This is a genomic window from Roseomonas sp. F4 (genome assembly GCF_053891155.1).
Genome location: NZ_JBSSHK010000003.1, coordinates 823,045 through 840,769 on the forward strand (window position 1 = coordinate 823,045; position 17,725 = coordinate 840,769).

Below are 17,725 nucleotides of genomic sequence, written 5' to 3' on the forward strand. Positions count from 1 at the left end.
CGCGCTGCTGGCGGCGCCCCTGCTGGCGCCGGGCAGCGCGCGGGCGGATGGCTGGCCGCGCGTGCTGACGGATGGCCTCGGCCGTCGCGTCAGCATCGCGCGGCCGCCGCGCCGGATCGTCGCCATCTTCGCTTCCAACACCGAAATGCTGGCTGCGATCGGCGCGCTGGATCGCGTGGTGGGGATCGAGGCCTATACAAACTACCCGCCCGAGGTGCGGGGCCTGCCGCTGGTGGGTGGGCGGCTTGGCTTCTCGGCGGAGGCCATCGCGCGGCTGGGGGCGGACCTCGTGGTCATGACACCCGGCCGCAGCGCGGCCCATGCCCTGGTCGAGCCCATGGCGCGCATCGGCGTGCCGACCCTGGTGGTGACGCATCGCGACCTGCCGCAGGTCTTCGGCAATCTCCGCCTGCTCGGCGCCGCCACGGGGCAGGAGGCGGTGGCGGAGGCGCTGGTGGCGCGGCTTCAGGCGCGGCTTGATGCCGTGCAGGCGAGCCTTGCGGGGCGTGCGCCGGTGCGGGTGTTCATGGAAACCTCCAGCACCGGGCGCGGCGTCTACGGCACCATCCGTCCCGGCAGCTACAGCTGGGATGCGGTGCGGCTGGCCGGCGGCGCAAGCGTTTTCCCGGAGCTTTCGGCCAATGGCCCGCCGCTGGTTTCGGGCGAGGCGATCCTGCGCGCCGATCCGGACGTCTACCTGATGGCTGGGCGGCCGGATCAAGCGGCGGAGGTGCCCGCGCGCACCGGCTTCGGCGCGCTGGCCGCGGTGCAAGCGGGCCGCGTGCGGGTGGTCAGCCGCGCAAACTTCCTGATCCCCGGGCCGCGCGTGGTGGACGGGGTGGAAAGCCTGGCGCGGCTGCTGCACGGGGTTGGCGGATGATCGCCTGGCTGCTGCCGCCGCTCGGCCTGCTGGCCGGGCTGATGCTGGGCGCGGTGACGCTGACGCCGACCGAGGCCTTCTCCCTGCTCGCCGATCCAGCGCAGCCCCTGGCGCAGCTGCTGCTGCAATGGCGGCTGCCGCGCGTGCTGGCGGCGGGCTGCGTCGGCGCGCTGCTGGCGCTTGGCGGCGCCGTGTTCCAGGGCGTGTTCCGCAACCCGCTCGCCGAGCCCTATCTGCTCGGCAGCGCCGGCGGGGCCGCGGTGGGGGCGACGGTGGCGCTGCTGGTCGCGCTGCCCCTGCCGCAGGGCCTGGCGCTGCCGTTCTTCGCCTTCTGCGGAGCCTGGGCCGCCACCTGGCTGGTGCTGGCCCTGGCGCGACTGGCGGATGGCACCTCCGTCGCGGCTTTGCTGCTGGCCGGCGTGGCCGTCGCGGCGCTGCTGGGGGCGGTGCGGTCCTTCCTGATGCTGGCGCTGTCGGATGAGACGGTGAGCCTGCAGGCGGTGCTCGCCTGGGCGCTGGGCGGGGTGCAGACGCCGTCCTGGCCCGAGCTCGGCCTGCTGGCCGCGCTGACGGCCGCGGCGCTGCTGCTGTGCCGGGGGCTGGCGCGGGGCCTGGACCTGCTGGGGCTGGGGGAGGCCATGGCGGAAAGCTATGGCCTGGCGGTGCGGCGCTTCGTGGCGCTGGCGGTGTTGGCCGGGGCCTTCGTCGTCGCCATCAGCGTGGTCTGGGGCGGGCTGGTGGGCTTCGTCGGGCTGATGGCGCCACATCTGGCGCGCTGGACCTCCGGCCCGCTGCATGCCCGGCTATTGCCGCGGGCCGCGGCGATCGGAGCGGGGCTCGCCATGCTGTGCGACGGCGCCGCCCGCGCCCTGCTGCCGCCGGCCGAAATCCCCCTCGGCCTGGTGACTGCCACCATCGGGGCGCCCTTCTTCCTGCTGGTCCTGGCGCGGGAGACGCGGCGTGGCTGAGGCGGTGCTGCGGGCGGAGGGGCTGGGCTTCGAACTGGGCGGGCGGGCGCTGGTCCAGCATGTCGCGCTGGAACTGCGCGGGGGTGAGGTGCTGGGCCTCATCGGCCCCAATGGCGCGGGCAAGAGCACGCTGCTGCGCCTGATGGCCGGGCTGCTGCGCCCCACGGCCGGGCAGGTGCATCTGCGCGGTCGCGCTCTGGATGCCTGGCCGCCCCGCGAACGCGCCCGCCGCATCGGCTACCTTCCCCAGCATTTCGCGCCGCACTGGGACTACACGGCGCGGGAATTGCTGCGCCTGGGGCTGGAGCGCGGTGGCGATCCCGCCGGGCTGGAGTCGGTGGCGCGCCAGCATGACATCACCGCTTTGCTGCCTCGACGGTGGCAGAGCCTTTCGGGCGGGGAGCGGGCGCGGGTGCTGGCGGCCTCCGTGCTCGCCACGCGGCCCGAGCTGGTGTTGGCCGATGAGGCGACGGCGGCGCTGGATGTGGGGCAGTCCCTCGCGCTGATGCGGCGGCTGCGCGCGGCGGCGCAAGACGGCGCGGCGGTGGCGGTGGTGGTGCATGACCTGAACCTGGCCTTCGCCTGGTGCGACCGCATCGCGCTGCTGCATGAGGGGCGGCAGCAGGCCCTGGCCACCGCGCCGGCCTTCGCCGAGGATCCAAGGCTGGATGCGGTGTTCGGCGTGGTGTTCGAGCGAATCCGGACCCAGGCCGGATGGATGCTGACCGCGCAGGCCGATGGCGGCGCGGCGCGGCCTTGAAGCCGCCTTCGGACAGGCGACCACACCTTCACCCGGCGACGGGACAAGACCTCAGCAACTCGGCCCATCAGGCGAAAAGCGGTCGGCGCCGGCTTCGTTCGAATCGACGAGCAGCGCATGCGCGGGATGGTGCTCGCGCCCATCCTCGGTCAGCCAGACGAATTTCGCGAAATGGGCCAGCTCGATCCGCTGGTCGCTGACCTGGAAACGCAGGCCCTTGCCCACGGCGGCCAGGAAGCGCAGGCCCGGCACGGGATTGAGTCCGGGCAGCACCGGCCAGGTCGGAAGCTTCAACTGATGCGAGACGTCGTAATGGACAATCGCACCATCGACCTTCGCCACGAACCAGCAATGCATCCCCGGCGCGTGGTTGCTGCCGGCCTTGAACCAGAAGCCCGCCGTATAGGCCGCGGTGATTCCCGTGGCGAGGCAGGCGGCGACGCAATAGCCATGCATGTCGAGGCAATGCCCACGGGTTGGCCCGGTGAGCAGCGGCACCGTCGCGCGCCCCTCCATCAGGCTTCCCGGTCCATGCCCGTACCAGAAATGGCCTGCTGCGTGATCAACGATCCGCCGTAACGCTTCGGCCTCGTTCGACGCTCCCTTCACCAGTTCGGCGACGAAGCTCCGTAGCTCAGCCGATGGTTCGACATAGCGCGTTGCCGGCGGCGTCCATATCCAATCGGGCGGGTCGCCGGCAAAGACGTCCATGCGGTAATGCAGAACGGGCCGGGTCGGCGCCGAGGTCGGGCGGATCAGATAGGCTTCCTGCGCGGAATTGGTGGCCTTCACCGCGCCCAGAACTTCGCCATGCTCGACCTCGAAGCGATCGAGGCGGAAGCCGAAGGCGTCCGGAAAGCGGGGTGCCAGCAGCAGCGGCGCGCCGGGCGGCACCGGATCGGTGAAGTTGACGGTGACGATGGGCAAGGCTGGACCTCCTTCGGATCAGGCGCCGGCTGTCGCCAGCCACGCGGCGGCGCCGGCCTGCTTCGCCAGGCGGCGCGGCATGGCGGCGACCAGGGCCTGCGCATAGGGGGTGGCTGGGCGTTGCAGGATGACCTCGGCCGCGCCGATCTCCACCACACGCCCATCCTTCATCACCGCGATGCGCTCCGACACCGCGCCGACGGCTTCAAGGTCATGGCCGATGAACAGCAATGCGAGGCCGCGTTCGCGCCGGATACGGCCCAGCAGATCCAGCACCTGCGCCTGCACCGTCATGTCGAGCGCCGAAACCGGCTCGTCACAGACCAGCAGGCGTGGATCGACCGCCAGGGCGCGGGCGATGGCAACTCGCTGCCGCTGCCCGCCCGAAAGCTGATGCGGATAGCGATCCAAATGCATTGCCGTGAGCCCGACCTCCTCCAGCAGCCGCTGCGCATGGGCACGGCGTTGGGCGGGCGGGGCCAGCGCATGCACCGCCAGCGGTTCGGCCAGGATCCGCGCGATGGTCAGGCGCGGATTTAGGCTGCCGGCGGCGTCCTGGAACACCATCTGTACGGCCCGGGCCATCGCCTTGCGGCCGCCCGGCGCGGCCGGGTCGTGGCCGAAGACGCGGATGGAACCACCGGCCGGCGACACCAGCCCGACGGCCGCCTTCGCCAGCGTGCTCTTGCCCGAGCCGCTTTCCCCGACCAAGCCCAGCGCCTCGCCGGGTACGATGCGGAAGGAAACGCCATCCACGGCGCGCAGCTTCGCGCCCCCCAGGCGATGCGGCCGGAACAGGACCGACAGGTCACGCACCTCCAGCGCCGGCGTGGCTACGCCCTGGACCGTGCTGGCGCGCAGCACCCGCCCGGGGCGGGCTGCGAGGAGCGCCGCGGTATAGGGGTGGGAGGGTGCTGCAAAGACCTGCGCCGTGGGCCCGGCCTCCACCACTCGGCCATGCCGCATCACCGCCACGCTCTGCGCGATGCCCTCGACCACCGCCAGGTCATGCGAGACGAACAGCATGGCGAGCCCGCGCCGCGCCTGCAACGCCACCAGCAGCGCCAGGATCTGCGCCTGCACGGTCGCATCCAGCGCGGTGGTCGGTTCATCGGCGATCAGCAGCGCCGGATCGGCGGCCAGCGCCATGGCGATCATCACGCGCTGCTGCTGCCCGCCGGAAAGCTGGTGCGGGAAGGCCGCGGCCTTGCCCTGCGGATCGGGCAGGCCGACTTCGGCCAGGGCATCGAGGACACGGCGCGCAATCTCGGCCTTCGGCAGGCTGCGATGGGCGTTGATGGACTCGGCGATCTGCGCGCCGACCCGCATGGACGGGTTGAGGCTGCCCATCGCCTCCTGGAAGACCATGCCGATGCGGGCGCCGCGCAGCGCGCGCCAGGCGCGTTCCGGCGCGCCGAGCATCTCCACACCGTCGATCCGGAGGCTGCCCGAAAGCCGGGCCGCGGGCGGCGCCAGCCCGGCGATGCCAAGCGCGGTCAGCGATTTGCCGGAGCCGCTCTCCCCCACCAGTGCCAGGGTCGCGCCAGGATGAAGCGACAAGGAAACGCCATCCACCGCGGTCGCATCGCCGAAGCGCACCCGGTAGTCGCGCAGGGCCACAAGCGGGGTTTCGGTCATCGGCGGAGCCTCGGGTCCAGGCTGCGTTGGGCCAGATCGGCCAACCAGTTCACCACCACCACGCCGGCCGCGAAGACCAGCACCACGGCCTGAATGACGGGATAGTCGCGCCCCGAAATCGCCTGGTAGGCTAGCGTGCCCAGGCCCGGCAGGCCGAACAGCACCTCCATGGTCAGGGCGCCGCCGATCATGCCGGCCAGGATCAACCCGCCGAGCGCGACCACCGTGGTCAAGGCGTTCGGCAGCAGGTGGCGCAGCACGATACGCGCGGGCGACAGGCCCTTGGCGCGGGCGGTGCGGATATGGCTGGCCGTCGTCGCTTCCTTCAGGTCCTCATGCAGCGGCTTTGCCACCTGTCCCGCGATATCGACGCCGAGGATCAGCACCGGCGAAAGCCACTGCCCGATCACCGGCAGCCAGCCGAGCCAGACCGAGAAGACCAGGATGGCGGCAAGGCCGACGCAGAAGGTGGGCAGCGCGATTGACCAGAGGTTCAGCGCCTCCACCAGGGCGGGAAAGGCCGAACGTGGCCAGAGCGCCGCCGCAGTTGCCATCCCGATGCCGAGCGCGAGCCCCGCCGCGAGCGCCAGCGTCGCCAGGCCGAGCGTGGTCGGCAGCGCCGCCAGGATCAGCTCCGCCGCCGGGCGGTCGAAGCGCAGTGAATTGCCGAAATCGCCGACCAATGCGCGCGACGCCCAGATACCGAACTGCGTCAGCGCCCCGGCATCCAGGCCCAGCTCGGCGCGCAAGGCCGCGATCGCCTCGTCGTCGAGGCTGCCTTCCAGCGCCATGGAATCCACCACGTCGCCGGGGACGATGCGGATCAGCAGGAACACCGCGATGGCGATCCCGGCCAGCAGCAGGGCCTGGCGCAGAAGGCCCAGGCCGGCATGGAGCGTGAAGCTCATCGCCCCCGCTCCCGCAACGGGTCGAGCGCGAGGCGCAGCCGGTCGCCGACCAGCGCGAAGCCTAGTGTCACGACACAGAGCGCCAGGACCGGCGCCAGCACGGCATGGGGGGCTGATTCGGCGAAGCGCGAGGCGCCCGCGATCATGCGGCCCCAGCTCGGCGTCTCTGGCGAGACGCCCAGGCCGAAGAAGGACAGCACGCTTTCCGTGGTGATGGCGCGGGGCATGATGATGGCCGCCTGGGTCACCAGGGCGCCGGCGATATTGGGCAGCACATGGCGCCAGAGTGTCGCCAGCGGCGCCGCCCCCATCACCCGCGCGGCGGCGACATAGCCAGTCGCACTCTCTCGCCGCCATGCCGCGCGCGCGACCAGGGCCATATGCGGCGCATAGGCGACGCCCAATGCGAGGATCAGCGGCCAGATCCCGATGCCGAGCGCCACCATCAGCGTCAGCGCCAGCAGGATGGAGGGCATGGCCCGCACCATGTCGAAGGAGCCGAAGACCAGGAAGGAAGGCCAGCGCCCCAGCGCCTCCGCCGCCAGCCCCAGCCCCGCGCCGAGCAGCAGCGACAGCAGGGTCGCGCCAAAGGCCACGGCCAGGGAGATGCGCGTGCCCGCGGCCAGGCGCGCCAGCACGTCGCGGCCGAGATGGTCGCGGCCGAGCCAGTGCGCCAGATCCGGCGGCGCGTTGCGCGCCGCCAGTTCCTGCGTCAGCGGGTCATGCGGTGCCAGGACCGGCCCGAGGATGGCGACCAGCAGCGCGAAGCCAAGGATTGCCATGCCGAGCGCGAAGCCGCTGATCCCGCCAGCGCGACGCGGCACCGCCATCGTGCTGGCGGACATGCTCAGCCCCGCGCCGTCAGCGCACCGAAGGCGAGGCCGCCATCGACGCGGTGCTGGCCCCAGGTGAAGCCGGGCGAATAGCCCGTGACGTCGCGCCGGTTGACGATCGGCTCCGGCGCATGGCCGATGACCACCGTGTAGTAGTTGTCCATCGCGCGCTGCCAGGCGGCGAGATACAGACGCCGGCGCTCGTTCAGATTGACGGCGGCGACGGCGCCCTGCACCAGCCGGTCGAATTCAGCATCGCGCGTGCCGCCCCACAGGCCGACATTCGGCCCATCCGACATCATCCGCACGAAGCGCAGGAAGATGTCCGCGCGCGGACCGGAGGCGAAGGGGGCGAGGTCCCAGTCATACTGGCCAAGCCGGCGCTGCGCGCCGATATCGTCCAGCGCCAGATGCTCCACCTGGAAGCCGAGCTTGCGCATCGCCTGCACCGCGATCTCGGTATAGGCGCTTTGCCAGGACACGATGCGGCAGGGCGTGTTCGCCGGGTTCACCCCGGCCTCGCGCAGCAGGGCACGCGCACGCTCCTCATTTGGGGCCGCGTGCATATCCGCGTCATGCATCGCCTTGTCCCAGAAGAACTGCCCGGGGGCGGCCATCTGGTTGGTGACCGTACCGGCCTCACCGGCCACGAAGCGCATGAAGGCGGGCTTGTCGAGCATGAAGCTGACCGCCTGGCGCACACGGATGTCGTTGAAGGGCGGGCGCGGGTTGCGGTTGTTGAAGGACCAGAACCACCAGGTGGTGTCCTTCATGAACTGCACTTCCAGATTCGGATCGGCACGCACCGAGGCCAGCTTGTCGTAGCCAACGCGCGCGATATGCAGATCGCCCGCGCGAAGCGCCAGCGACAGGTCGCTGTCGTCGCGCAGCGAGAATTCCACCGCTTCGGCGCGCGGCAGGCCGGGCTGCCAGTACTGCGCGAAGGCCGGCGCATGGAAGCTGACATTGGGCTGCCAGCGGCCGAAGCGGAACGGGCCGGTGCCGATCGGCTGGCGGATGGTCTGCGCCCAGCCTTCACTTTCCGGCGCGACGATCCAAAGCTCCGACAGCAGGTTGAGCAGCGGGCCGTAGGGCTCCTTCATGGTCATCACGAAGGTCCGCGCGTCCGGCGCTTCCAGGGACTCCACAAGGCGCATCGGCGCGGAGAGCCAGCCGCCGCGCACCTGGTCGCGCACGCGCACCGCATTGGCGCGCACATCCTCGGCGGTCAGCAGTCGGCCATTGTGGAAGCGCACACCCTCGCGGATCGTGAAGCTGTAGCGCTTGCCGTCCGGGCTGATCTCCCAGGCCGTGGCGAGGAAAGGCTTGACGGTGCCGTCATCGGCGATCGAGGTGAGCGTCTCGACAAAGACCTGCTGCACCGCGATCGAGCCGGTGTGGCGATGCGGGTCCGCCGTGTCGAGGCCGAGGAAGGCGACCTTCAGCGTGCCGGCGCGGGGCGCAGTCTGGGTCTGAGCCAGGGCCGAGGTTGGCAAGGCCAGCGCGGCGCCGCCGAGCAGCAGGTGGCGACGCAGAAGGTTCAGCGGAACATCAGTCATCGTCGTTCTCCCCTGTGGGTAGCTGCAGCGCCCTGCCATCGCATCCATCCGCGGGCAGGCGCAGATGACGCAGGATGGTGGGGGCAAGGTCGATGGGGCTGCTCGGCGCATCGCGCACCGTGCCGGCCTCGAAGCCAGCGCCATCGATCATCAGGAACGGCATCTGCTCGGCCGCGCCCAACCCGCCATGCTGGCCGCAGCCCAGCCGGTCCGGCTTGGCGCCGGCGGGCCGCGCGGCGAAGGCAAGGCCGGGAACGCCGTATTCGTTCGGCGCCGGCCGCGTTACCATCGCCACCGCGCAGAGCAGATGGTCGCGCGGCGCGTGCCCAATTTCCGCCAAGGCGGCGCCGCTGAACACATTGCCGGCCCAGGGGCGCGTGGCGAGGAAGCCCAGCACCGCATCGGCATCGTCCACGCGATCCGGATGCAGATAGACCAGCGCGGCCGTGCCGTTCGAGACGGACAACAGGCTTGCATCCGCCGCATCGCGCTTCAGCCCGGCGGCGACGAACTCGGCTTCGATATCCACCACCGCCTCGACGGTTTGGTGGCCATGGTCGGAGCAGGCCAGCAACAGGATGTCCTCCCCAGCCTCGCGCCGCGCCGCGACGGCGGCGCGAACCTCCGCGAAGCGCGCATCGGCGGCGGAAATGGCGGCCATGGCGCGCGGCGCGCCGAGTGGCACGGCATGCTGGGTCGCATCCGGCTCACCAAGCCACAGCACGCCAAGCGCCGCCTGCCGCCCCGCCAGCGCACGGCCAAGAAAGGCCTCGGTCAGCATCGCATCGCCCGCGGCATCGAGTGTGACGGAGGCGACCGCCTCATCCCCCTCCAGCCGCCGCAGGCCGGGGCCATGCGCCCAGGCGCGATGCAGGACCCAGCCATGCCCGTCCGGGTCATGCGCGCGGGCCGCGCCGGGCGAGACATTGGAGAATACCATCGCTTCCCGCCCCGCGCCGGCGAGACGCTCCGCCAGCGTCGGTACCTCCAGCGTCCTGCCTCGGTTGCGGCGCAGATCGTCCATGAAGTCCGGGCGGCCGACGTCATGCGCCACCAGCACGCCATCCTCCATCAGGGCCAGGCTGTTGCCAGCCAGGCCATGGCGTGCCGGCACGCAGCCCGTCGCGAAACAGGCCGAGACGACGCGGGTGGCGGAGGGAAAGACGGAGCGATACGCCGCGAAGGATGTGGCGCCCGCCGCGAAGCGCGCCAACGCCGGCGTGGCATCGGCGCCGAGCATGTCACGGCGTAGCCCATCCAGCACGACGACGACGACACGGCGCGTCATGGTGCCTGCGTCCCGTTCAGGGCGGCATCGATGATGTCGTAGTTGCGTGGCATCGGGTGCGCCGCCTGCCAGGCGGGATCGAGTGGCCGGGACAGCAGGAAGGGCACTGCGCATTCGAACAGCCCGCCATGTGAGCGCAGCCGATCACCGGCCAGCTGGCTGAGGTCATGCTCCGCGGCGCGTGCGCCCAGGGCGACGCCGCGCGCGCCCAGCACGGCGACATCGCCTTCCATCTGCGGCACCAGCTCATAAAGCGCGCAGGCCTGGGCGCCGGTGATCGCCTGATGGATACCAGGCACGTGCTGGAGGCAGTCGATGACGGCCTCCGGCGTCGGGCCGCCTTCCGCCAGATAGACGCGCACGAAGCCGCCGAGCGCGCCGTGATGGCGCACGAAGGGGTCCGTGATGGGGCAGATCACGCGCGCCATCCCGGCGCCGAAGCGCGCATCCAGCACATCGCCCACGAAGACGATGTTCGGGCTGCCATCCACGAGTGCCATGTCCGTCATGCCATGGTCAGCCGTCGCGGCGACCAGGGCACCTTCCGCCATCAGCGCGCCGATGCGCTGATCCACGGCGCGCAGAAAGGCCCGCGCCTCCGGCGCTTCCGGTGCATGGCGATGCTGGACGTAGTCGGACAGCGACAGATACAGGAAGCGCGCGCGCCCGGCCCGCAGCAGCGCCAGCCCCGCATCCAGCACGAACAACGACAGTTCCGCCGAATACTGCGCCGGCACCGGCGCGCCCACCAGGCCCGGCAGGTCGTCCACGCCATGCGTTGCGAGGGTCGCCTCCGACGCCCGTTCCGCCGAGACCGCGATGCCGCGCGGGCCGATCGGCAAGCCCTTCGCCAGGGCGCGGCGCAGCTTGTCCTTCGCGGTGACGATCGCAACCGGCACGCCGGCATCGGCCAGCGCGGCCAGGATGGTGGGCACGCGCAATTCGGCGTCGCCGGTGACCATCACGGTCTCGCCGGTCGCGCGATCCAGATAGGTGTTGCCGGACACGCCATGCACCGCCGGCGGCACGCCGGTGACCAGGGAGAAGTTGTTCGGATTGGTGAAGCTCGGCATCGCCGAGACCGCCGGGCCATGGAAGCCCTCGGCGATGCAGCGCGCGATGGCGGGCAGTTCGTTAGCAGCGAGGGAAAGCGCCAGATAGGCCGGGTCCCAGCCATCGAGGCAGATGACGGCGATGGCGCCGGCGGGGCGGCGGTAGTAACGCCCGTTCACCAGCATGTCGGGCCCTGGCGAAGTCCCTGTCGCTTGCATGCTGCGCATCACCCTTCCGAAGCACCGGTTCGGGGCGGTATATGTCGCAGGTGAATGGCACGGTCGAATGACGAATATTCGTCAGGGACGCGCCGCTATTTCGTGCAGATATCTGAATTTCACGATTTATTCGCGGAACCATCACGATGGCACCCTCCCCACGGCTCCGCCCGCCGCTTCGCATGATCGAGGCTTTCGAGGCCGCCGCGCGGCTTGGCTCCCGCAGCGCCGCGGCGGCGGAGCTGAACGTGACGCCGGGCGCCATCAGCAAGCAGCTTCGTGCACTGGAACAATGGCTCGGCCTGAAACTGTTTGCCGAGGACGGGCGCGACGTCATGTTGAACGAGGCCGGGCGCAGCCTGGCGCAATCCGTCACCGCGGGCATGGCGCAGATCGGTGACGGGCTGGCGGTGCTTCGCCCTCAGCAGGGCGAACGCTCACAGCTCAGCGTGCTCGCGCCGGCGACCTTCGCGATGAAGTGGCTGGTTCCGCGCCTGCACCGGCTGGAACGCGTCGCACCGCTGCTGCAGGTGACGCTCCGCCAGACGAACACGCATGACGACTGGCTGACACTGCCGCACCATGTCGCGATTCGTCGGGACGGCTTCGTGCCCACCGGCTACGAGGCGCAGCCACTGCTTCGGGAAACTCTGACCGCCTTCATCGCGCCGACTCTAGCGGCGCCGGCGATGACGCCGGATCAACTGCCGCTGCTGGAAAGCGGCACGCGATCCGGCGACCTGGAGCGGTGGCTCATCGCCGCCTCCGTGCAGCGGCTTGGCCAGCCATGCCGCCGCTTCGCGCATTTCTACATTGCCTATGAGGCGGCGCTGGCCGGGGAGGGTCTGATCGTGGCGCCGACCGTGCTGGCCTCCGCCGATGTTGCGGCGGGGCGCCTGGTGGCGCAGTGGCCGGGGATCACGGTGCCTGGTGCCGCCTACAACATCGTCATGCCCGCGACCGCGGCCATGCGGAACCGTGCCGCGCCGTTCCTGGATTGGCTCTATCCGGAGATCGAGGCCCTGGCGGCTGCTTCGGCATAATCCTCGTCGCGCGTGACGTCATCGGTTGGTCAAGGAACTGTCATCCGGTTGTCTGCACCAATGGCTGATCTTTCACCGGAGGCCATGAATGGCCAGCCGGCGAAGGATACCCTTGATGCGCGCCCTTCTGACCTTCTGCGCCGCGATGCTGCTGGGCCTTGCCGCCCGCCCAGCCGAGGCGCGCGAGTTGGTGATCTACAACGCCAGTGACAGCGTCAACACGCCGCTGGTCGCCGCCTTCCGCCAGGCGCATCCGGATATTCGCGTCACCTTCGTCTCCGGCTCCACCGGGCCGATCACGGAACGCGCCATCGCCGAACGGCAGCGGCCGCAGGCAGATGTGGTGTATCTGGTCAACAACCTGGCGCTCGAACAGCTCAAGACCGCCGGTGTCTTCGAGCCCTATCGCCCGCGCGGCGCCGAGCTCGCGCCGCAGTTCCGCGAGCCGGACGATTTCTACGTCATGCACTTCGCCACCACGATGTGCATGGTGGTGAATACCGAGCGACTGGCTGAGCGCCGACTGCCGATGCCGGTCGCCTGGGAGGATCTGGTGCGCCCGGTCTATCGCGGGGAAATCTCACTGCCTTCGCCGCTGCGCTCGGGCACGGGTGTCGCCATCCTGACCACCTTTGTCGATGCCTTCGGCTGGAACTTCGTCGAGAACCTGCACCAGAATGTGCGCAGCTATTCCGATGGCGGCTCGGGTGGCGCGCAAATGGCGGCGCGCGGCGAGTTGGCGATCGGCCTGTCCTTCGACTCGACATGCCACGCGCAGAAGGCGCAGGGCCGCCCGGTGGAGGTCGTCTATGGCCGCATCACGCCCAATGTCATGGAGGGTGGCGGGTTGGTGGCCGGTGCGCGTAACCGTGCCGAGGCGCAGCTTTTCCTCGACTTCATGGCAGGCGAGGCGGCGGCGCGCGTGCTGACCAACCTGGTCGGCGCCACGGCGGTGCCGGGCTTCGGGTTGGTTGATCTGAACACCATCACGCTGTGGCAGATGCGGCGCCCCGTGGATCAGGCGGCCTTCCGCCGCACCTTCACCGAACGGTTCCAACGCTGAGCGGCGCCACGCCGCGGCTGCGGCTGGAGGCGGTTCGCAAGGCCTTCGGCAGCGCCCGCGCGGTGGATGGCGTCAGCCTCTCCGTCGCCGCCGGCGAATTCGTTTCGCTGCTTGGTGCCTCAGGCTGCGGCAAGACGACGCTACTGCGCATCGCCGCCGGCTTCACCGCCCCGGATGCCGGGCGTGTCGTGATTGACGGCGCCGACGCCACGAATGCACCGCCGGCCGCGCGGGGCATGGGCTTCGTGTTCCAGTCCTATGCGCTGTTCCCCACCAAGACAGCGGCCGAGAATATCGGCTTCGCGCTGCGCGTTGCCGGCCGCCCGAAGGCGGAGATCGCGGCGCGGGTGCGGGAGGTTTCGGCGATGGTCGCTATCCTGCCGTTGCTCGACCGATATCCGCATGAATTGTCGGGGGGACAGCAGCAACGCGTGGCGCTGGCGCGCGCGATCGCGCCGGCGCCGCGGATGCTGCTGCTGGATGAACCGCTCGCGGCCCTGGATGCGCGTATCCGCCACAGGCTGCGTGACGAGATCCGCGCTTTGAGTGACAGGCTTGGCATGACCGCGCTGTATGTGACGCATGACCAGGAGGAGGCGCTGGCGATCTCCGACCGGGTGGTGGTGATGCGCGATGGGCGCATCGAACAGGCAGCGGCGCCAGCTGATCTCTACCTGCGCCCAGCCAGCCGCTTCGTCGCCGAATTCGTCGGCCAGGCCACGTTGCTGGAGGCCGAAATCGTGCAAGGCGTGGCGCAGGCGCTGGGCATTGCCTGGCAGACGGAAAAGGGGCTGGCCGATGGCCCCTGCCTGATGGTGCTGCGGCCGGAGGAGTTGGCCGCCGATCCCGACGGTCCCCTGCGCGGCGTCGTCGAATCCACCCGCTTTCTGGGTGCGATGTTGCGGGTGGGCCTTGTGCTGGGTTGCGGTACCCGCATCGCCGCGGAGCTGCCTGCGCGGCACCTGCGCCCCGCCCCGGGCGATGTCCTGGCGTTGAGCCCCATCGCGGCGCCCGCGCTGGTGCCCCGGTGAACTGGCGCCGCCGTCTGCCGGGCTGGCTGCTGGCGATCCTGGTCGCGACACCCGTGCTGCTGTTCATCGGTTGGCCGATCGCCGCTGTGCTGGGGCGCGGCTTTGTCGTCACTGGCCCGATGCCGGAATGGCGCCTGCATGAGACGACGCAACAGGCCCTGGCCCTGTTGCCGCAGGAACGCCGCGACGCCGCCCTCGCGCGCTGGTCCGTGCCGCGCAATGCGCAGGAGGAGGTGGAGGCGCTGGCCACGGCCTTCCGCCTTGCCGGCGTCACGCCGCCCTGGGACCTCGCCGCCCCCTTCGAGGCGCAGCGCGAGGCCGCCTTCGCGGCGCGCAGCGCCCTGCCGGCGGAAGTGCAGGCACGCCTGGAAGGCTTTCTGCCGCTGGCCGCGGTGATGCGCCATCGGCGCGTCGCGCTTGCTTTCCAGGTTCGCGACCAACTCTCCCCCGAGGCCTTCGAGGCGCTGCGCACGGGCGAGGAATGGCGCATCGGCCTCGACCACTATCTCGCCCCTCTGAACGATCCGCATCTGCGCCGCGCCGCGCTGAACAGCCTGGGCTTCGCCCTGTTCGCCTGCCTCGTCACCACGCCGATCGCCTTCGCCCTGGCCTTCGCGGTGAATCGCCGCGGCGTGCGCTGGCCGGGCCTATTGCGCGCCGTCACACTGCTGCCGCTGGTGGCGCCGCCGGTGTTGGTGGCGAGCGCCATCATCATGCTGTTCGGTCGCCGGGGCCTGCTCACGGACCAGCTGCTGGAGAAGGGGCTCGGCCTGATCGACGCCGACGAGACCAACATCTACGGCATCGCGGGCGTTTTGCTGGCGCAGGTGCTGTCCTTCGTGTCCGCCGCCTTCATCGTGCTGGACAATACGCTGCGCCGGCAGGATGGGCGGGTGGAGGAAGCCGCCGACATTCTTGGTGCCTCCCGCGGGCGGACCTTCCGCGAGGTGACTCTGCCGCTTGCCAGCCCCGGTCTGAAGCGCGCCGTGGTGCTGGTGTTCATTCTGAGCCTGACGGATTTCGGCAATCCACTGCTGCTGGCCGGGCGCGACGTGCCGGTGATTGCCGCCGTCATCTACGATGAAATGACGGCCTTCCGGAACACCGGCCTTGCCTCGGCATTATGCGTGCTGCTGCTGGCGCCGGGCCTTGTCCTGCATCTGGCGTTGGAGCGCATCGGCCGGCGCAAGCGCTACGATACCGGCGCGGCGGCAGGCACTACGCCGGAGGCGGCACTGCCCCGTGCTTGGCGGCGCGGTCTTGGGGCGCTGTCGCTGCTCGTCGCCGGTGCCATCCTGGCCGTCTATGCAACCGTGGTCGTCGGCGCCTTCACGGTGGAATGGGGCATTTCCTGGCGCCCGACGCTGGAGCATTTCGCCGCCGCCGGCACCGGCTATGGCAGCAGCGAGCGCGGTGTTGCCGTGGTGTGGGACAGCCTGTGGGTCGCCGCCCTGGCCGCGCCGCTGGGCGGCGCGCTGGGTGTGCTGTTGGCCTTCGTGATCGAACGCATCCGCCCGCCGGGGCGCGAGGCTCTGGCCTTCCTCGCCCTGCTGCCGGCGGTGCTGCCGGGGCTGATCTTCGGCATCGGCTACATCCTGGCCTTCAACCTGCCCTTCGGCCTGGAATCCCTGGCGCTGACGGGCACGGGCGCGGTGCTGGTGCTGAACATCCTGTTCGGCAATATGTTCGTGGCCGTGCTGGCGGCACGCGCCAGCCTGCAGCGCATGGACCCCGCCATTGAGGAAGCTGCGGAGGGGCTCGGCGCTGGCGTGCTTCGTCGGCTGGCGGAGGTCACGCTGCCGCTGCTGCGCGGTGCCCTGCTGCTCGGCACGCTGTATGTCTTCGTCGATGGCATGACCACGCTCTCCTCCGTGATCTTCCTGGTCAGCGGCGATCATAAGCTGGCCTCGGTCGCCATCTTCAACCATGCCGGCAGCGGCGACTTCGGCCAGGCGGCGGCGAAGAGCGTGGTGATACTGTGCTGGGCTGGTGTGGCGATGGCGGCGATCTGGTGGCTGGAACAACGCGGCGGACGCCGCCTGGCGGGGCTTCGATGAACGATCTCGTGGCGCGCGATGCCGTGGCCTTCTTCCACCAGCGCGGCTCCTCGCCCTGCCTCGCCGCGCTGCGCGCCGTGGGCGGATGCTGGATCGAGGATGCGGATGGGCACCGCATGCTCGATTTCCACGGCAACACCGTGCACCACATCGGCCATGCCCATCCGCGCCTGATCGCAGCCTTGCAGGCGCAGTTGCTGGACCTGCCCTTCTGCCCGCGCCGGCACACCAACGCGCCGGCCGTGGAACTGGCGGAGGCGCTGCTGGCCCGATGGCAGGGGCCCCGCGCGCGCGTGCTCTTCGCCACCGGCGGATCGGATGCGATGGAGATCGCGCTGAAGCTGGCGCGGGTGGCGACCGGGCGGCATGAGAGCATTTCGCTGGAAGGCAGCTACCATGGGGATGGCCTTGGCGCGCTCGGTCTTGCATCGGCACGGCATGACGCGCGGCTGGGACCGCTGCTGCCGGGGCGGCATCATGTGACGCCCTACTGGGTGGATGCGGACCGGATGCGCGATGAGATTCGCGCCGCCTTCGCCACGAGCCGCACCGGCATCGCCGCGGTGGTGGCGGAGCCGATGCGTTCCAACTGCCATGTGCCGCCGCAGGGGCTCTGGCCCGCCGTGCGCGCGCTGTGCGATACCCACGGCGCCAAGCTGATCTTCGACGAGATCCCCTCCGGACTCGGCAAGACCGGCCGTTTCTTCGCTTTCGAGCATTTCGGCGTGGTGCCGGATGCGGTGGTGCTGGGCAAATCTCTCGGCGGCGGCATGGTGCCGATCGCTGCCGTGATCGCCGATGCGGCGATGAACGTGGCGCCGGAACTCAACCTCGGCCACTACACCCATGAAAAGAACCCGCTGACCTGCCGCGCCGCGCTGGAGACTCTGCGCATCATCGCAGAGGAGGGCCTGGTGGCGCGGACCGAGCGGATGGGCGCGGCGCTGCGGGTCGCGGTGCAAGCGGCCACGGGACTTGCTCCGCGCGGGCTCGGCCTGCTGCTGGCACTGCCGCTGCAAGGGGCTTGGGAAGGACGGGCAGCGGACCTGGTGGCGCGTCTGCGACCCCTGGGTTTCTCCTGCACTGCCAAGGGCAGCGACGCGATCGGCCTGTCGCCGCCGCTGGTGATTGACGAGGCCGAGATCGCGCTGGCGGTGGGGATGCTGGAGCAGGCGCTCAAGGGCTGATACGACGCGCGCAACGTCAACTTCTTTGTGAAGCTCTACATCTGAGTCACATGACGCGCAGCGGCACCAGCCGCACTTTACTTGTCGGCGAGTGTCCGGCATTCCATCTGCGCGTTTGCCTCTCGCCGGACTTTCCTTGGCGATTGAGATGGCTCGAGGATTTCATGGCGACCTTGTCTCGTGCTGCCGTCGATCATGGCGGTTGTTCTGGTGTTGCCCGTGCTGGCAAGGCATCTGACGAAGCAACAGCGCAGCATGCGGCAGCGGGAAGCTGGTCCCGACGCGCCGTGGTGCTGGGGGCTACGGCAGCGC

15 protein-coding genes are annotated in these 17,725 nt (G+C 70.4%); 8 read left to right on the top strand and 7 right to left on the bottom strand.

Features of this window, described 5'->3' with window-relative positions; genetic code table 11:
* The first annotated feature begins 61 nt into the window (after nt 1–61).
* Genes ACVFYP_RS16185 through ACVFYP_RS16195 form a run of 3 tightly spaced genes read left to right on the top strand, consistent with a single transcriptional unit; the run spans nt 62 to nt 2,608 of the window.
* Entirely contained in the window at nt 62–880 is an 819-nt protein-coding gene (locus tag ACVFYP_RS16185; protein ID WP_499201216.1) for an ABC transporter substrate-binding protein, read from the top strand.
* Nucleotides 877–1,848 carry a FecCD family ABC transporter permease gene (locus ACVFYP_RS16190; protein ID WP_499201217.1) on the top strand — a complete coding sequence of 324 codons (972 nt, stop codon included), beginning with the start codon at nt 877–879 and terminating at the stop codon, nt 1,846–1,848. The genes ACVFYP_RS16185 and ACVFYP_RS16190 overlap by 4 nt, the downstream gene beginning before the upstream one ends.
* Nucleotides 1,841–2,608: an ABC transporter ATP-binding protein gene (locus tag ACVFYP_RS16195; RefSeq protein WP_499201218.1), complete on the top strand. Its 768-nt coding sequence runs from the start codon at nt 1,841–1,843 to the stop codon at nt 2,606–2,608. The genes ACVFYP_RS16190 and ACVFYP_RS16195 overlap by 8 nt, the downstream gene beginning before the upstream one ends.
* 51 nt (nt 2,609–2,659) lie before the next feature.
* Here ACVFYP_RS16195 and ACVFYP_RS16200 read toward each other — a convergent pair whose 3' ends face one another.
* Genes ACVFYP_RS16200 through phnA form a run of 7 tightly spaced genes read right to left on the bottom strand, consistent with a single transcriptional unit; the run spans nt 2,660 to nt 11,032 of the window.
* Entirely contained in the window at nt 2,660–3,535 is an 876-nt protein-coding gene (locus ACVFYP_RS16200; RefSeq protein WP_499201219.1) for a transglutaminase-like domain-containing protein, read from the bottom strand.
* An 18-nt stretch (nt 3,536–3,553) separates the two neighbouring features.
* The gene (locus ACVFYP_RS16205; protein ID WP_499201220.1) at nt 3,554–5,173 is read right to left on the bottom strand and encodes a dipeptide ABC transporter ATP-binding protein; all 1,620 of its coding nucleotides are present in this window, start codon (nt 5,171–5,173) and stop codon (nt 3,554–3,556) included.
* Nucleotides 5,170–6,081, bottom strand: coding sequence for an ABC transporter permease (locus ACVFYP_RS16210; RefSeq protein ID WP_499201221.1), 912 nt, complete (start codon nt 6,079–6,081; stop codon nt 5,170–5,172). The genes ACVFYP_RS16205 and ACVFYP_RS16210 overlap by 4 nt, the downstream gene beginning before the upstream one ends.
* The gene (locus ACVFYP_RS16215) at nt 6,078–6,926 is read right to left on the bottom strand and encodes an ABC transporter permease (RefSeq protein WP_499201222.1); all 849 of its coding nucleotides are present in this window, start codon (nt 6,924–6,926) and stop codon (nt 6,078–6,080) included. Before ACVFYP_RS16215 ends, ACVFYP_RS16210 begins: the two co-directional genes overlap by 4 nt.
* 2 nt (nt 6,927–6,928) lie before the next feature.
* Nucleotides 6,929–8,473 carry an ABC transporter substrate-binding protein gene (locus ACVFYP_RS16220; RefSeq protein WP_499201223.1) on the bottom strand — a complete coding sequence of 515 codons (1,545 nt, stop codon included), beginning with the start codon at nt 8,471–8,473 and terminating at the stop codon, nt 6,929–6,931.
* The gene (locus ACVFYP_RS16225; protein ID WP_499201224.1) at nt 8,466–9,761 is read right to left on the bottom strand and encodes an alkaline phosphatase family protein; all 1,296 of its coding nucleotides are present in this window, start codon (nt 9,759–9,761) and stop codon (nt 8,466–8,468) included. Before ACVFYP_RS16225 ends, ACVFYP_RS16220 begins: the two co-directional genes overlap by 8 nt.
* Nucleotides 9,758–11,032 (bottom strand): phosphonoacetate hydrolase, encoded by a 1,275-nt coding sequence (phnA, locus tag ACVFYP_RS16230; RefSeq protein ID WP_499201225.1) that lies wholly within the window; start codon nt 11,030–11,032, stop codon nt 9,758–9,760. The genes ACVFYP_RS16225 and phnA overlap by 4 nt, the downstream gene beginning before the upstream one ends.
* Before the next feature lie 146 nt (nt 11,033–11,178).
* Between phnA and ACVFYP_RS16235 the strand changes: the two genes are divergently transcribed.
* The 5 genes from ACVFYP_RS16235 (at nt 11,179) to ACVFYP_RS16255 (ending at nt 17,413) form a co-directional block, all read left to right on the top strand.
* Complete coding sequence (locus ACVFYP_RS16235; protein WP_499201226.1) at nt 11,179–12,075, top strand: LysR substrate-binding domain-containing protein; 897 nt, start codon at nt 11,179–11,181, stop codon at nt 12,073–12,075.
* A gap of 115 nt (nt 12,076–12,190) precedes the next feature.
* Nucleotides 12,191–13,138 (top strand): extracellular solute-binding protein, encoded by a 948-nt coding sequence (locus tag ACVFYP_RS16240; protein ID WP_499201227.1) that lies wholly within the window; start codon nt 12,191–12,193, stop codon nt 13,136–13,138.
* Nucleotides 13,139–13,200: 62 nt separating this feature from the next.
* The gene (locus ACVFYP_RS16245) at nt 13,201–14,169 is read left to right on the top strand and encodes an ABC transporter ATP-binding protein (protein WP_499201228.1); all 969 of its coding nucleotides are present in this window, start codon (nt 13,201–13,203) and stop codon (nt 14,167–14,169) included.
* Nucleotides 14,166–16,226 carry an ABC transporter permease gene (locus ACVFYP_RS16250; protein WP_499201229.1) on the top strand — a complete coding sequence of 687 codons (2,061 nt, stop codon included), beginning with the start codon at nt 14,166–14,168 and terminating at the stop codon, nt 16,224–16,226. Before ACVFYP_RS16245 ends, ACVFYP_RS16250 begins: the two co-directional genes overlap by 4 nt.
* The gene (locus ACVFYP_RS16255) at nt 16,223–17,413 is read left to right on the top strand and encodes an aminotransferase class III-fold pyridoxal phosphate-dependent enzyme (protein WP_499201230.1); all 1,191 of its coding nucleotides are present in this window, start codon (nt 16,223–16,225) and stop codon (nt 17,411–17,413) included. The genes ACVFYP_RS16250 and ACVFYP_RS16255 overlap by 4 nt, the downstream gene beginning before the upstream one ends.
* Nucleotides 17,414–17,725 lie beyond the last annotated feature (312 nt).